Source organism: Streptomyces violens (genome assembly GCF_000717745.1).
GTDB classification, from domain to species: Bacteria; Actinomycetota; Actinomycetes; order Streptomycetales; family Streptomycetaceae; genus Streptomyces; species Streptomyces violens.
In genome coordinates this window covers 128,033-142,304 of sequence record NZ_JOBH01000018.1, presented here as the reverse complement: position 1 = coordinate 142,304, position 14,272 = coordinate 128,033, and the positions used below count along the sequence as shown (strand labels likewise).

General features: G+C 71.4%; 13 protein-coding genes. 6 read left to right on the top strand and 7 right to left on the bottom strand.

What is annotated here, in order from left to right:
- Positions 1-86: 86 nt before the first annotated feature.
- From IF04_RS0129795 to tyrS, 3 genes are all read left to right on the top strand, one after another.
- Positions 87-1,649 carry a TldD/PmbA family protein gene (locus IF04_RS0129795; protein WP_051831663.1) on the top strand — a complete coding sequence of 521 codons (1,563 nt, stop codon included), beginning with the start codon at positions 87-89 and terminating at the stop codon, positions 1,647-1,649.
- On the top strand, positions 1,646-3,061 hold the full coding sequence (locus IF04_RS0129790) for a metallopeptidase TldD-related protein (protein ID WP_030264735.1): 1,416 nt from the start codon (positions 1,646-1,648) through the stop codon (positions 3,059-3,061). Before IF04_RS0129795 ends, IF04_RS0129790 begins: the two co-directional genes overlap by 4 nt.
- A 178-nt stretch (positions 3,062-3,239) precedes the next feature.
- A complete protein-coding gene (gene tyrS, locus IF04_RS0129785; protein ID WP_030264732.1) occupies positions 3,240-4,643 on the top strand; it encodes a tyrosine--tRNA ligase in 1,404 nt (467 codons plus the stop codon).
- Positions 4,644-4,809: 166 nt separating this feature from the next.
- Here tyrS and IF04_RS0129780 read toward each other — a convergent pair whose 3' ends face one another.
- Positions 4,810-5,094, bottom strand: a complete 285-nt coding sequence (locus IF04_RS0129780) for a GlsB/YeaQ/YmgE family stress response membrane protein (RefSeq protein WP_030264729.1) — start codon at positions 5,092-5,094, stop codon at positions 4,810-4,812.
- A gap of 218 nt (positions 5,095-5,312) precedes the next feature.
- On the opposite strand from IF04_RS0129780, the gene IF04_RS0129775 reads away from it, so the two are divergent.
- Both IF04_RS0129775 and IF04_RS0129770 read left to right on the top strand, forming a co-directional pair.
- A complete protein-coding gene (locus IF04_RS0129775; RefSeq protein ID WP_030264726.1) occupies positions 5,313-5,699 on the top strand; it encodes a DUF3099 domain-containing protein in 387 nt (128 codons plus the stop codon).
- Positions 5,700-5,898: 199 nt separating this feature from the next.
- The gene (locus tag IF04_RS0129770) at positions 5,899-6,135 is read left to right on the top strand and encodes a hypothetical protein (protein WP_030264723.1); all 237 of its coding nucleotides are present in this window, start codon (positions 5,899-5,901) and stop codon (positions 6,133-6,135) included.
- Between the two features lie 98 nt (positions 6,136-6,233).
- Here the strand turns inward: IF04_RS0129770 and moaA are convergent, their stop codons facing one another.
- The 3 genes from moaA to IF04_RS0129755 all read right to left on the bottom strand — a co-directional run bounded on the left by moaA (position 6,234) and on the right by IF04_RS0129755 (position 9,399).
- Complete coding sequence (gene moaA, locus IF04_RS0129765; protein WP_030264714.1) at positions 6,234-7,223, bottom strand: GTP 3',8-cyclase MoaA; 990 nt, start codon at positions 7,221-7,223, stop codon at positions 6,234-6,236.
- Between the two features lie 149 nt (positions 7,224-7,372).
- Positions 7,373-8,998 (bottom strand): solute symporter family protein, encoded by a 1,626-nt coding sequence (locus IF04_RS0129760; protein WP_030264712.1) that lies wholly within the window; start codon positions 8,996-8,998, stop codon positions 7,373-7,375.
- Positions 8,995-9,399, bottom strand: a complete 405-nt coding sequence (locus IF04_RS0129755) for a DUF485 domain-containing protein (RefSeq protein ID WP_078600948.1) — start codon at positions 9,397-9,399, stop codon at positions 8,995-8,997. Before IF04_RS0129755 ends, IF04_RS0129760 begins: the two co-directional genes overlap by 4 nt.
- Positions 9,400-9,977: 578 nt before the next feature.
- Here IF04_RS0129755 and IF04_RS0129750 point away from each other — a divergent pair.
- Positions 9,978-11,486: a S8 family serine peptidase gene (locus IF04_RS0129750; protein WP_030264706.1), complete on the top strand. Its 1,509-nt coding sequence runs from the start codon at positions 9,978-9,980 to the stop codon at positions 11,484-11,486.
- A gap of 57 nt (positions 11,487-11,543) precedes the next feature.
- On the opposite strand, the gene IF04_RS0129745 is transcribed toward IF04_RS0129750, so the two are convergent.
- The 3 genes from IF04_RS0129745 to IF04_RS0129735 are packed head-to-tail and all read right to left on the bottom strand — an operon-like array spanning position 11,544 to position 14,232.
- Positions 11,544-12,587, bottom strand: a complete 1,044-nt coding sequence (locus IF04_RS0129745) for a zinc-dependent alcohol dehydrogenase family protein (RefSeq protein ID WP_030264704.1) — start codon at positions 12,585-12,587, stop codon at positions 11,544-11,546.
- A gap of 56 nt (positions 12,588-12,643) precedes the next feature.
- Positions 12,644-13,354: a lysoplasmalogenase gene (locus IF04_RS0129740; protein ID WP_051831658.1), complete on the bottom strand. Its 711-nt coding sequence runs from the start codon at positions 13,352-13,354 to the stop codon at positions 12,644-12,646.
- Positions 13,351-14,232, bottom strand: a complete 882-nt coding sequence (locus tag IF04_RS0129735) for a sterol desaturase family protein (RefSeq protein ID WP_030264697.1) — start codon at positions 14,230-14,232, stop codon at positions 13,351-13,353. Before IF04_RS0129735 ends, IF04_RS0129740 begins: the two co-directional genes overlap by 4 nt.
- Positions 14,233-14,272 lie beyond the last annotated feature (40 nt).

Below are 14,272 nucleotides of genomic sequence, written 5' to 3'. Positions count from 1 at the left end.
CTACAGAAGCAACCACTCCGCGACCCGGCGAATCGCCACGACGAACCCGCCGGCCCTCGTGCGCGCCCGGGGTCCGGCACGGCATGATGCGTGGCGCCGACCCCGGGAGGGATGCCGTGCCCGCTACACCTCGTTCCCTTGACGAGAGCTTCCTCGCGCTGCCCCTGCACGCGCTGGCCGACGCCGCGCTCGCGCGGGCCCGGGCGCTGGGGGCCGACCATGCCGACTTCCGGCTGGAACGCATCCGGTACGCGTCCTGGCGGCTGCGGGACGCGAAGACGGCCGGGTCCTCGGACAGTACCGACCTGGGGTACGCGGTGCGGGTCGTGCACGGCGGGGCCTGGGGGTTCGCGTCCGGTGTTGACCTGACCATGGACGCGGCGGCGCGGGTGGCGGCGCAGGCGGTGGCGATGGCCAAGCTGTCGGCGAAGGTGATCGACGCGGCGGGCTCGCAGGAGAAGGTGGAGCTCGCCGACGAGCCCGCGTATCCGGACCGGACGTGGATCTCCTCGTACGAGGTCGATCCGTTCGACGTGCCGGACGCGGAGAAGACCGGGCTGCTGGCGGAGTGGAGCGGGCGGCTGCTGGCCGCGCCGGGCGTCACGCACGCGGACGCCTCGCTCCTCACGATCCGGGAGAACAAGTTCTACGCCGACACGGCGGGCACGACCACCACCCAGCAGCGGGTCCGGCTGCACCCGGAGCTGACGGCCGTCGCGGTGGACGACCGCAGCGGCGAATTCGACTCGATGCGGACCATCGCGCCGCCGGTCGGCCGCGGCTGGGAGTACCTGACCGACGGGCGGTACGACTGGGACGCCGAGCTGGCGGAGATGCCCGCGCTGCTCGCGGAGAAGATGCGCGCGCCGAGCGTCCGGGCCGGGCGGTACGACCTGGTGGTGCATCCCTCCAACCTGTGGCTGACGATCCACGAGTCGATCGGACACGCGACCGAGCTGGACCGGGCGCTGGGGTACGAGGCGGCGTACGCGGGCACCTCGTTCGCCACCTTCGACCAGCTGGGGAAGCTGGCCTACGGGTCGTCGCTGATGCATGTCACGGGCGACCGGACGGCCGAGCACGGGCTGGCGACGATCGGGTACGACGACGAGGGCGTGGCGGCGCAGTCCTGGGACCTGGTCAAGGACGGCGTCCTGGTCGGCTACCAGCTGGACCGCAGGATCGCGAAGCTGACCGGGTTCGAGCGGTCCAACGGGTGCGCGTACGCGGATTCGCCGTCCCACGTGCCGGTGCAGCGGATGGCGAACGTGTCCCTGCAGCCGGCGCCCGAGGGGCCGTCCACCGAGGAGCTGATCGCGGGCGTGGAGCACGGGATCTACGTGGTCGGCGACCGGTCCTGGTCCATCGACATGCAGCGGTACAACTTCCAGTTCACCGGGCAGCGGTTCTTCCGGATCGAGAACGGGCGGCTGGCGGGGCAGCTGCGGGACGTGGCGTACCAGGCCACCACCACCGACTTCTGGGGCTCGATGGCCGCGGTCGGCGGCCCGCAGACGTACGTACTGGGCGGCGCCTTCAACTGCGGCAAGGCCCAGCCGGGCCAGGTCGCCTCCGTCTCGCACGGCTGCCCCTCCGCCCTCTTCACGGGCGTGAACATCCTCAACACGGCGCAGGAGGCCGGTCGATGAGCACACGTCGTACGTCCCGTACTTCTCGTACGAGCGCGCCGCACGAGGTGGTCGAGCGGGCGCTGGCCCTGTCGCGGGCCGACGGCTGCGTGGTCATCGCCGACGAGACCGCCACCGCCAACCTGCGCTGGGCAGGCAACGCGCTGACCACCAACGGGGTCACCCGCGGCCGCACCCTCACCGTCATCGCCACCGTGGACGGCAAGGAGGGCACCGCCTCCGGTGTCGTCTCGCGCGCCGCGGTCACCGCCGACGACCTGGAGGGGCTGGTGCGGGCGGCGGAGGCGGCCGCCCGGGGCGCGGACCCCGCCGAGGACGCGCAGCCGCTCGTACCGGGCGGTGCGCCCTCCCCCGGCTTCACCGAGCCGCCCGCCGAGACCTCCTCCGAGGTGTTCGCCGACTTCGCGCCGGCGCTGGGCGAAGCCTTCCGGCGGGCCCGGGACGGCGGCCGCGAGCTGTACGGGTTCGCCAATCACGAGGTCGTGTCCTCGTACGTGGGCTCCTCCACCGGGCTGCGGCTCCGGCACGACCAGCCCACCGGCACCCTGGAGCTGAACGCCAAGTCGCCCGACCGCACCCGCTCGGCCTGGGCGGGCCGGGCCACCCGGGACTTCCGGGACGTCGACCCGCTGGCCATGGACGCCGACCTGGCGCGGCGGCTGGCCTGGGCCGAGCGGCGGACCGAGCTGCCCGCCGGGCGGTACGAGACGCTGCTGCCGCCCACCGCCGTCGCCGACCTGCTCGTGTACCAGATGTGGTCCTCCGGGGCGCGGGACGCGGCAGAGGGCCGCACGGTCTTCTCCGCGCCCGGAGGCGGCACCCGGGTGGGCGAGAAGCTCTCCGGGCTCCCTCTGACGCTGCGCAGCGACCCGGGGGCCCCGGGCCTGGAGTGCGCGCCCTTCGTGCTGGCGCACAGCTCCGGGGACGACGCCTCGGTCTTCGACAACGGGCTGCCGCTGGAGCCCACCGACTGGCTGCGGGACGGCGCGCTGAACCGGCTGGTCACCACCCGGCACAGTGCGGGCCTGACCGGCCTGCCGGTGGCCCCCGCGGTCGACAACCTGCTGCTGGACGCGGGCGGCACGAAGTCCCTGGACGAGCTGGTGGCCGGTACGGAGCGCGGGCTGCTGCTGACCTGCCTGTGGTACATCCGCGAGGTCGATCCGGCGACGCTGCTGCTCACGGGGCTGACGCGAGACGGCGTGTACCTCGTGGAGGGCGGTGAGGTGGTCGGCGAGGTGAACAACTTCCGGTTCAACGAGTCGCCGGTGGATCTGCTGGGGCGGGCGAGCGAGGCGGGCCGTACGGAGCGCACGCTGCCGCGCGAGTGGAGCGACTACTTCACGCGGGCCGCGATGCCCGCGCTGCGCATCCCGGACTTCAACATGAGCTCGGTGAGCCGGGGGGTGTGAGGCGGGGAGTGTGAGGCGGGTGAGCCCGGGGCGAGGCCGTCCGCGCGCCCGCCCCGGGGCTGTGCGCACTTGTCGTACCGCGTGGCCGGCCTGTGGATACTCGGTCGGCCACGCTTCGCACGGCTAATAGAATCGGTTCCGTCCTCCCGTTTGGGATCAACGACCGATCAGGAACGCCATGACACGCCTCGGCGAATCCGTCGCCCGCGCCAGCACGCTGCTCTCCGCAGACCTCTCCGTCGACACCACCGTCGAGGAGCTGCTGAAGGAGACGGGCGCGCGGCGCTATCTCGACCTGACGGACCTGTCGGCCAAGGAGCAGGCCGAGCTGATCGCCTCGCGCACGGTCGAGGTGATCCCGGGCGTGGAGCAGCTCGCCGAGCGCATCGAGGAGCGCAAGGCGGCCGGCAAGAGCCTGCACATCAAGCTGGGCATCGACCCGACGGCCACCGATGTGCACCTGGGGCACGCGGTCCCGCTGATCGTCCTCAGCCGCTTCCAGCGCCTCGGCCATGACGTCACGCTGATCATCGGCGACTTCACGGCCAAGATCGGCGACCCCTCGGGCCGCAGCACGGAGCGCCCGCCGCTGACCGACGAGGACATCGCGAAGAATCTCGCGACCTACCGCGACCAGGTCCGGCCGTTCTTCGACTTCGAGAAGGTCAGCTTCCGGCAGAACAGCGAGTGGCTGGCGCCGTACACCTTCCCCGAGCTGCTCGGCCTGCTCGCGAAGGTGCCGGTCTCCCAGCTGCTGCAGCGCGACGACTTCCGCACCCGCCTCGCGGACGGCTCCGGGCTGACCATGACCGAGATGCTGTACCCGATCGCGCAGGGCCTGGACTCGGTCGCCCTGAACGACGACGTGGAGCTCGGCGGCGCCGACCAGCTGCTCAACCTCCAGATGGCCCGCAAGCTCATGGAGCTGCACGGCCAGCAGCCGCAGCTGGTCGTCACGATGCCGCTGATCGAGGGCACGGACGGCACGGGCGCGAAGATGTCCAAGTCCAAGGGCAACTACGTCGGTCTGAACGCCCCCGCCGAGGACGTCTTCGGCAAGATCATGTCGGTCCCGGACCGGCTGATGGAGCCGTACCTCAAGGCGTGGACGGAGTGGACGGACGAGGAGATCGCCCAGGTCCTGGCCCGTATCGAGGAGAAGTCGCTGCACCCGATGGATCTGAAGAAGATCCTCGCGGGTGAGGTCGTGGCCGCGCTGTACGGCATCGAGGCGGCGATGGCGGCCCGCGCCGGGTTCGTCGCGCAGTTCTCCAAGAAGTCCTTCGCCGATGTCTCCACGCTGCCCTCGGTGGACCTCGCCGAGCACGGCACGGAGACCGTGGCCACGGTGCTGACCAAGGTGCTGGAGTTCACGGCCAGCGCGTCGGCGGCCCGCCGGCTGGCGAAGCAGAACGCGCTGCGGCTGGTCATCGAGGCCGAGTCGGGTCAGGAGACGGTGGTACTGGCCGAGGCGGACGCGATCCGTCCGCTGGCCGAGGTGCTGACGGAGAAGCTGGCCGCCACGCCGGGCACCCCGTACCTCAAGGCCGGCCGCAAGCTGGCCCAGATCCAGGGCGCGTAAGCGGGACCCGCCGGACCACGGGGCGCGTGTACCGCGCCGGGGCCCGGCGGCAAGGCAGGTCAGCCGGAGCGGGGCCGGCCGCGGCGGGTGCCGCGGTCGGCCCCGTGTCGGACCGCTCCCGCGGGCCGTGTGTGCAGGCCCGCGGGAACGGTGTGCGGCGGCGTGGTCACGCCCGCTGGTGCCCGTGTTTCCTCCCGCGCACCATGGCCCACAGCCGGCTGCCCACGCCGACGACGATCACCGCGCCGATCAGCTGCAGCAGATGCCGGGTCCAGTCGACGCCCTTGGTGTCCTCGACTCCGATGCCGGTGGCCGCCCAGTTGCCCAGCACGCTGCCGAGCATGCCGAAGATCACCGTCAGCCAGAGCGGGATCGCCTGCTTCCCCGGAATGAGCGCCCTCGCGATCACACCCAGAACCAGACCCAGAATGATGGCCCACAACCAATTCATGTCGCCTCCTAATGGGGCGCGGTGTACAAGGCCGTGCATCGTTCAGTTTCATACCGCCACCCGTACGGCGCACGTCGGAGCGGTCTGTACGTATGACGCCGGTATGTACCCCGCCGGGCGTATCGCGACCCGGTCTCGAAGCCTGCGCAGGCCCGGCGTAACGTGGAACAGGTCCGGCATTGGCGTGTGCCCGGTATGACAACAGGTGGTGGAACGTGATGCGGAAGCAGAGCAGTGCCCAGTCCTTCCGGATCACCGGAGCCCGCCAGGGGCTGACCGAGGACGTCCGTGGGCGGCAGCGACGCTACGTGATCTCGATGTCTCTACGGACGGTGGCGGTGATCCTCACCGCCGTGCTTTGGAACGTCGAGCGCCACGTCGCCATTATCACCCTGATTGCGGGTCTGGTGCTGCCGTACGTTGCGGTCGTCATCGCCAACGCGGGCCGGGAGAACGTCACTTCGCTCCCTTCGACCTTCGTGGCGACCCCGTCCCGGCCGATGCTGACCTCGTCGGCCGACGAGTCAACGCAGGAGCCCGGCGCGGAAGGCGGCCCGGAAGCGGGGCGCACGGACTCCACCGAGCAGCCCGGCGAGCGCGGCTGATCTACCGACGATCCGCAAAGCTCAAGAAAAGCTCAGATCAATCATGTGGTTCCGGTGCACCCGGCACGGTCCCCCGTGACATACTTCGTACGCGCTCCGCATCCCCCGTCGGAGCGACGGACCGACGCCGGGCGGCTCCCCCCGTGGCTGCCCGGCGTCGCCATGTCCGGACGCAGCAGCGCGACGTAGGGTTGAGGGCGTGATCTCCCCGAACGTCTCCGAGAATGCCACCATCTGTTCCGCCAAGGGCTGCCGAGCCGACGCGGTGTGGGTCCTGGCGTGGAACAACCCGAAGCTGCACACGCCGGACCGCCGCAAGACCTGGCTCGCGTGCGAGGAGCACCGCGAGCACCTCTCCCAATTCCTCGGCGTCCGGGGCTTCTTGAAGGACGTGGTGAAGCTGGAGGAGTGGGAGGCACCGGCCTCCGAAGGCTGACGCCGGCCTCCGACCGCTGACGTCCGCTTCCGACCGCTGACGTCCGCCTCCGACGGCTGACAGCCGGGCCGGACCGGCTGCCCGCCCCCGGACCGGCGTCAGCCGCCGATCGCCGACATCGGCCGCTCCGGCTGCAGGAAGCTCGGGTCGTCCAGGCCCGAGCCCGCCTTCTTGCCCCACATCGCGAGCTTCCATATGCGCGCGATCTCTTCGTCCCCCGCGTCCGAGCGCAGCGCGGCCCGCAGGTCCGTCTCCTCCGTGGCGAACAGGCACGTCCGCACCTGGCCGTCGGCCGTCAGCCGGGTCCGGTCGCAGGCGCGGCAGAAGGGCCGGGTGACCGAGGCGATGACGCCGACGCGCTGCGGCCCGCCGTCGACGAGCCAGCGCTCGGCGGGCGCGGAGCCGCGCGCCTCCTCGTCCTCGGGGGTCAGCGTGAAGCGGGTACGCAGCGAGGCGAGGATGTCGCCCGCGGTGATCATGCCCTCGCGCTTCCAGCCGTGCTGCGCGTCGAGCGGCATCTGCTCGATGAAGCGGAGCTCGTAGTCGTTCTCCACCGCCCAGGCGAGGAGGTCGGGGGCCTCGTCGTCGTTCAGCCCCGGCATGAGAACGGAGTTGACCTTGACGGGGGTGAGGCCGGCGGCGCGGGCTGCTTCCAGCCCGCGCAGTACGTCCTCGTGGCGCTTGCGGCGGGTCAGGGTCTGGAAGACGTCCGGGCGCAGAGTGTCCAGCGAGACGTTCACCCGGTCCAGGCCGGCGTCGCGCAGCGCGGTGGCGGTGCGCTCCAGGCCGATGCCGTTGGTGGTCAGCGACATCTGCGGGCGCGGCTCCAGGGCCGCGACACGCTCGACGATGCCGACGAGGCCGGGCCGGAGCAGCGGCTCGCCGCCGGTGAAGCGGACCTCTTCGATGCCGAGGTCGGTGACGGCGATGCGGATGAGGCGGACGATCTCGTCGTCCGTGAGCAGGTCCGGCTTGGCGAGCCACTGCAGGCCCTCTTCGGGCATGCAGTACGTGCACCGCAGGTTGCACCGGTCGGTCAGCGAAACCCGCAGGTCGGTGGCTACTCGCCCGTATGTGTCGATGAGCACGAGGCCCCCTCCCCCGGTGGCGGATCAGTTGTTGTCGAGCCTACGCGATGGGTCCGACAACGAGCACGGCTCCAATGTCACGATGCGGGACCGGCCGCGTCGTAGGGATCTACGACACGGCCGGTGCTCCGCCTGCGGAATTCGGGCGGTCAGTGCGCTCCGGTGCCGGTCAGGGACCGGACCTCCAGCTCGGCGTACTTCTTGGCGTCCGGCTCCTCCTTGGAGAGCAGGGACCCGAGCCAGCCGAGCAGGAAGCCCAGCGGGATGGAGATCAGGCCCGGGTTCTCCAGCGGGAAGAAGTGGAAGTCCACGGCGGGGAACATCGAGGTCTCCTTGCCGGAGACGACCGGCGAGAAGAGCACGAGGAGGACCGAGGAGGCCAGGCCGCCGTAGATCGACCACAGCGCCCCGGAGGTGGTGAAGCGCTTCCAGAAGAGGCTGTAGAGGATCGTGGGCAGGTTGGCGGAGGCGGCGACCGCGAAGGCGAGGGCGACCAGGCCCGCGACGTTCAGGCCGCGCGCGAAGACGCCGAGGATGATCGCGACGGCGCCGATGCCGACGGTGGCCCAGCGCGCGGCGCGCACCTCGTCCTTCTCCGACGCCTGGCCCCTCTTGATCACGTTGACGTACAGGTCGTGCGCGAAGGACGACGACGAGGCGAGGGTGAGGCCCGCTACCACGGCGAGGATGGTGGCGAAGGCGACGGCCGAGATCACGGCGAGCAGGATGGCGCCGCCGGTGGAGTCGGCGCCGCCGCCGATCTCCTGGGCGAGCAGCGGGGCCGCGGTATTGCCCGCCGGGTTGGACGCGATGATCGTCTCCGGCTTGATGAGCGCTGCCGCGCCGAAGCCGAGCGCGATGGTCATCAGGTAGAAGACGCCGATGATGCCGATGGCCCAGTTCACGGACTTACGGGCGGCCTGGGACGTGGGCACGGTGTAGAAGCGGATGAGGATGTGCGGCAGGCCGGCGGTGCCGAGGACCAGGGCGATGCCCAGCGAGATGAAGTCGATCTTCGAGGTGGCGGTGGCGCCGTACTTCAGGCCGGGCTCCAGGAAGGCCGCGCCCTTGCCGCTCTCCTTGGCGGCCTCGCCGAGCAGCGTGGAGATGTTGAAGTCGAACTTGAGCATCACCAGGAACGTGATCAGCAGGGTGCCCGCGATCAGCAGGATGGCCTTGACCATCTGCACCCAGGTGGTGCCCTTCATGCCGCCGATGGAGACGTACAGGATCATCACGATGCCGACGAGGACGACGACGAGGATCTTGCCGGCCTCGCTGGTGATGCCGAGGAGCAGCGTGACGAGCGCGCCCGCGCCCGCCATCTGCGCCAGCAGGTAGAAGATCGAGACGACGATGGTGGAGACGCCCGCCGCGGTGCGCACCGGGCGCTGCCGCATGCGGTACACGAGGACGTCGCCCATCGTGAAGCGGCCGGAGTTCCGCAGCGGTTCGGCGACCAGCAGCAGCGCGACCAGCCAGGCGACGAGGAAGCCGATGGAGTACAGGAAGCCGTCGTACCCGAAGAGGGCGATGGCGCCCGCGATTCCGAGGAAGGACGCGGCGGACATGTAGTCGCCGGAGATGGCCAGACCGTTCTGGAAGCCGGAGAACTGGCGGCCGCCGGCGTAGAAGTCCTCGGCGCCCTTGGTCTGCCGCCCCGCCCATACGGTGATGCCGAGGGTGGCGGCGACGAAGACCGCGAAGAGCGTGATGATCAGCGGCCGGTGCTGGGACGCGCCCTCGGCGGCGAGCTGGAACGTCAGGTGGCTCATGCGTCGCCCTCCACACGCGGGTTGCCGCCCTCCAGGCGGTTCTTGATCGCCTCGGCCTTGGGGTCGAGCTTCGCGGCGGCGTGCCGCGAGTACCACCAGGCGATGAGGAAGGTCGTCACGAACTGGGCGAGGCCGAGGACGAACGCGACGTTGATGTTGCCGAGGACCTTGGTGCCCATGAAGCCGCCCGCGTAGTTGCTGAGCAGCACGTACAGCAGGTACCAGAGGACGAAGGCGACGGTCAGCGGGAAGGCGAACGAGCGGTAGGAGCGGCGCAGTTCGGTGAACTCCGCGCCGGACTGCACCTCGGTGAAGGGCGGTGCCTCATGGGGCGCGCCGTGCTGCCCCTCGTGCTCCTCGTGCGGCCCGTGGTCAGCGGGCGGCTGGGCGGCGGTGCTCACGCGGTCTCCTGATTTCTCACGGTGCTGGCAATTCCTGGCGATTTCTGTCGCGCGATCTGCAAGGGCGTTCCATCGGCGGCATAAAGTTCAGATCAGTGATCCGGATCACGCATGCTAGAGGGGCGCGACCGCCTTCCGACAGGGGTCAGGGCCTGAAATCCCCAGGAAATCGGGGGGTACGGCCGCCACTGGCGGCGCGCCGGATCGTTGTCCGGGTGTGACGCCTTTGCCGCCCCGGCAGCCACCCGGACCGGGCCGACTCCCGTACGGCGCCGTGCGGTTGTCCTCCCCCGTCGCCCTCGCCCCTCCCGCGCCACCCCGCCCGACCTGCGCCGTTGCCCGTCGTTGGGACGGCCGGCGGATCGCGCTGCCACTGCTGAGCTTCGGGGCGCTGCGCCGCCCCCGGTGTGGTTGACGGACCCCGCTCCTGCGGCAGTTGACGGGTTTTCCCCCGCCGACAGGCGGGTTTTCTCTGCCGACCGTTGAACTGTCCGGGTGATCACGGTTAGCTTCACTCGTCACGGAACCGGCTCGCGCGCGACCTGCCCGCGAGCGGTCAGAGATGATGTGGAGTACCCATGGCACATCTGAGATCCAGACGGGTGCGCGCGCTCGCCGTACCGGTCGGACTGGCCCTCGTCGCCTCCCTCGGCTTCCTCCCGCAGGCGGCCACCGCCGCTCCCCAGGAGGCCCGGGCCACGGTCACCACCGACGGCCCGCTGCTCTCGTACGTCGTCAACGCCACGCCGGGCAAGGCGTCGATGGCCGAGGTCGGCAAGGCGATACGCGCGGCCGGCGGCAAGGTGGTCGTCGCCCACGAGAAGATAGGCGTGATCGTCGTCCACTCCGCGAACCCGAAGTTCGCCGAGACGATACGCACGGTGCGCGGCGTCCAGTCGGCCGGCGCCACCCGCACCGCCCCCCTGAAGCCCTCCGGCACCACCGACATCGGAAAGCCGCAGAAGGCCGACCTGAGCAAGGCCGCGAAGCTGGCCGGCGCCAAGGCCGAGGCGGCCGGTGAAGAGCCCCTGGAATCCCTGCAGTGGGACCTGCCCGCCATCAAGGCGGACCAGGCCGCGAAGGTGAACCCGGGCAGCAAGAAGGTCACCGTCGCCGTCATCGACACCGGCGTGGACGACACCCACCCGGACCTGAAGCCCAACTTCTCCGCGCAGCAGTCCGCCAACTGCGTGGGCGGCGTGGCCGACACCACCGCCGGTTCCTGGCGCCCGTGGAACCCCACCGAGGACTACCACGGTACCCACGTCGCGGGCACGATCGCCGCCGCGCGCAACGGAGTCGGCATGGCCGGCGTCGCGCCGAACGTGAAGATCTCCGCCATCAAGGTCAGCGAGCCCGAGACGAGCCTCTTCTACGCCGAGAGCGTGGTCTGTGCCTTCGTCTTCGCGGCCGACCACGGCGTCGAGGTCACCAACAACAGCTACTACGTCGACCCGTGGATGTTCAACTGCAAGGATGACGCCGACCAGGGCGCCATCGTCGACGCGGTGGGCCGGGCGGCCAAGTACGCCGAGCGCAAGGGCGCGATCAACGTCGCCGCGGCCGGCAACTCCAACCTCGACCTGGCGGCGAAGGAACTCACCGACAAGTCGAGCCCGAACGACACCACTCCGGTGGAGCGGAAGATCGACCCGGCCAAGTGCTGGGACGTGCCCACCCAGCTCCCGGGCACCGTCACGGTCGCCGCGACCGGCGTGAAGAAGCTCAAGTCGTACTACTCCAACTACGGCAACGGCGTGATCGACGTGGCCGCGCCGGGCGGCGACAGCCGGCAGGTCCCCGAACTCCCCGCCAAGAACGGCAACATCCTCTCCACCATGCCGGGCGGCGACTGGGCCTACCTGGCGGGCACCTCGATGGCCTCGCCCCACGTGGCGGGCGTCGCGGCGCTGGTGAAGAGCGCGCACCCGAAGAGCAGCCCGCAGGAGATCCAGTGGCTGCTGAAGAAGGACGCCGACAACCCGGGCTGCCCCCAGGGTGACGCGACGTGCACCGGTACTCCGCACGTCAACGGCCACTACGGCTACGGGATCGTCGACGCGCTGGACGCCGTCGAGCAGGACTGAGCGAGCGGCGCCGGGGCCCGTGGCAGCGGGCCCCGGCGGCCGGTCCGAAAGACGCCCCTACGGGCGTACGAGTACCTTCAGCGCCCTGCGCTCGTCCATCGCGCGGTACCCCTCCGGCACCCCATCCAGGTCCACCGACATGTCGAAGAGCGGCGAGGGGTCGAGGGTGCCGTCCAGGACGTCCGGCAGCAGCTCGGGGAGGTAGGTGCGTACCGGTGCCACGCCGCCGCGCACCGTGATGTTCCGCCCGAACAGCACGCTCAGGTCCAGGCCGTTGCCGCTGCCGTGCGGCACCCCGACGTAGCCGATCGCGCCGCCGGGCCGGGCGATCTCCACCGCGGTGCGCATCGACTGTTCCGTACCGACCGCCTCGATCACCGCGTGCGCGCCATGCCCGTCGGTCAGCTCCCGCACCGCGGCCACCGCCTCGTCGCCGCGCTCGGCGACCACCTCGTCGGCCCCGAAGGCCCGTGCGAGGTCCGTACGCGCCCGGTGCCGCCCCAGGACGATGATCCGCTCCGCGCCCAGCCGCCGGGCCGCCAGCACCCCGCACAGCCCCACCGCGCCGTCCCCGACCACCGCCACCGTCGCGCCCGGCCGGACGCCCGCGCCCAGCGCCGCGTGATGCCCGGTGCCCAGCACGTCGGCCAGGGAGAGCAGCGCGGTCAGCAGCCGGTCGTCACCGGCCGCGGCGGCGGGCAGTTTCACCAGCGTGGCGTCGGCATACGGGACGCGCACCGCCTCGCCCTGGCCGCCGTCCGACCCGGGCGTGCCCCAGGCACCGCCGTTGACGCAGGACGTGGTCAGCCCGTCGGCGCAGTAGTCGCAGGTGCCGTCGGACCAGGTGAAGGGCGCCACGACGAGGTCGCCCGGGGCGACGGTGACGACGTCGTCACCGGTGTCGGTGACCGTGCCGAGGAACTCGTGGCCGGTGCGCTGCCCCGGCTCGCGGGGCGACTCGCCCCGGTACGGCCACAGGTCGCTGCCACAGATGCAGGCCCGCACCACCTGGACCACCGCGTCCTGCGGCCGGCGCAGCGCGGCGTCCGGCACCTCCTCGACGCGGATGTCGCGGGGCGCGTGGAGGGTGCTGGCTCGCATGGCGGGGAGTCCTCGCTGTCCGGGGCGTGCCCCGGCCCGGGGCCTCCCGGCCCACGCTACGTCCGGCCCGGTACGACGGCGCGCCGGGCCGGTCCGTCGGAGGCTGCGGGGCCGGCGGCGGCCGGTGCCGCCGTCCGCAGCACGCCGTCGGCCAGCAGCCACTGGGCGGCGAGGTAGCCGAGCATGATGCAGAACTGCGGCGCGGGCGGCTGCGGCCAGTGCGCGAGGCCGCTCGCGATGAGGGTGTCGGAGGCCAGGAAGAGCAGGCCGCCGAGCAGGGCACGCGGCCCGGCCCGCAGCGCGCCGTACGCCATCGCGGTGAGCAGCAGGCTGTACCCGGCGACCGGCCCGCGCAGATCGGCCGTCAGATCCGGCCACAGCAGCGCCACGGTGCCGAGCCAGGCGGCGGTGTACCCGGCGGCCACCGCGGCGAGCGGCCACCGGCGGCCCCACTGCGGCGCGGCGCCCCGCCGTACGAACAGCACCAGGTAGCAGACGTGTCCGGCCGCGAAGGACGCCATGCCCACGAGGAAGGCGGTGTCGCCGCCCACCTGGAGCAGCGTGTCGCCGCCGCACCCGAAGAGCAGCGCGGCGGCGAGCAGTACGGGGCCGCGGCGCGCGAGCACGTATGCGGCGAGGACCGGCATCAGCGCCGGCTTGGTCGCCACCTCCACCGTCCCGGCCCCGGCGAGCAGCGCCCCGAGGTGGACGGCGGCCAGCAGCCCGAAGGCGGTGAGGAGGACACGGGCCCCGGTGTCGCGGCTCATGCGGCGGACGTCTCGGTGCCCGGCACCCGGGAGGCGGCCTCGCCGCTCCGTGCGGGCTGCCAGCCGGGTCCCCGGAAGACCCGCCCCGCGCGCTCGCTCCAGCTGCCCGCGGCCCGGACGTCGCGCGCGATGGCCGCGTACTCGTGCGTGGCGACCCGCAGCGGGTTGAAGGTGTCGATGTTCTTCGTCAGCCCGAAGACGGGCCGCTCGGTCTCCGGGACGAAGGAGCCGAACAGCCGGTCCCAGATGATCAGGATGCCGCCGAAGTTCCGGTCCAGGTAGCCGCCTTGGGAGGCGTGGTGGACGCGGTGGTGGGAGGGCGTGTTCAGCACGTACTCGAACGGGCGGGGCAGCTTGCCGACCCGCTCGGTGTGCACCCAGAACTGGTACACGAGGTTCGCCGAGGAGCAGAAGGCGACCGCCGCCGGGTGCACGCCGAGCGCGATCATCGGTACGTAGAACGGCCAGACCGTCCACGTGGTCCAGGGCTGGCGGAGCGCGGTGGTGAGGTTGAACTTCCGGCTGGAGTGGTGCACCACGTGGCAGGCCCACAGGATGCGGATGACGTGGTGGCCGCGGTGCGACCAGTAGTAGAAGAAGTCCTGCGCGAGCAGCATCAGGGGCAGCGTCCACCACAGCACAGGGATGCGCAGCGGCGTCAGCTCGTAGACCGCCGCGTAGATCGCCACGATCGGGATCTTCCACAGCGCGTCGAAGACCAGGCTGCCGAGCCCCATGCCGATGCTGGTGGCGGCGTCCTTCGTCTCGTATCCGGCGGCGTCCTCGTCCGGGTGCAGCCGGTAGCTCACCATCTCCAGGACGGTGAGCAGGACGAAGGCCGGTATGGACCACAACACGACATCGGGCAGGTGCGGCATGCGGGCACCATAGAACGGCGTACTGGGGCTCGGCCAGAGG

What these genes read in the sequence shown, in the direction of transcription:
- tyrS (WP_030264732.1), top strand. Translation starts at nt 3,240, where the DNA reads ATGACACGCCTCGGCGAATCCGTCGCCCGCGCCAGCACGCTGCTCTCC.
- IF04_RS0129750 (WP_030264706.1), top strand. Translation starts at nt 9,978, where the DNA reads ATGGCACATCTGAGATCCAGACGGGTGCGCGCGCTCGCCGTACCGGTC.
- IF04_RS0129735 (WP_030264697.1), bottom strand. Translation starts at nt 14,232, where the DNA reads ATGCCGCACCTGCCCGATGTCGTGTTGTGGTCCATACCGGCCTTCGTC.
- IF04_RS0129760 (WP_030264712.1), bottom strand. Translation starts at nt 8,998, where the DNA reads ATGAGCCACCTGACGTTCCAGCTCGCCGCCGAGGGCGCGTCCCAGCAC.
- IF04_RS0129795 (WP_051831663.1), top strand. Translation starts at nt 87, where the DNA reads ATGCGTGGCGCCGACCCCGGGAGGGATGCCGTGCCCGCTACACCTCGT.
- IF04_RS0129745 (WP_030264704.1), bottom strand. Translation starts at nt 12,587, where the DNA reads ATGCGAGCCAGCACCCTCCACGCGCCCCGCGACATCCGCGTCGAGGAG.
- IF04_RS0129775 (WP_030264726.1), top strand. Translation starts at nt 5,313, where the DNA reads ATGCGGAAGCAGAGCAGTGCCCAGTCCTTCCGGATCACCGGAGCCCGC.
- IF04_RS0129790 (WP_030264735.1), top strand. Translation starts at nt 1,646, where the DNA reads ATGAGCACACGTCGTACGTCCCGTACTTCTCGTACGAGCGCGCCGCAC.
- IF04_RS0129780 (WP_030264729.1), bottom strand. Translation starts at nt 5,094, where the DNA reads ATGAATTGGTTGTGGGCCATCATTCTGGGTCTGGTTCTGGGTGTGATC.
- IF04_RS0129740 (WP_051831658.1), bottom strand. Translation starts at nt 13,354, where the DNA reads ATGAGCCGCGACACCGGGGCCCGTGTCCTCCTCACCGCCTTCGGGCTG.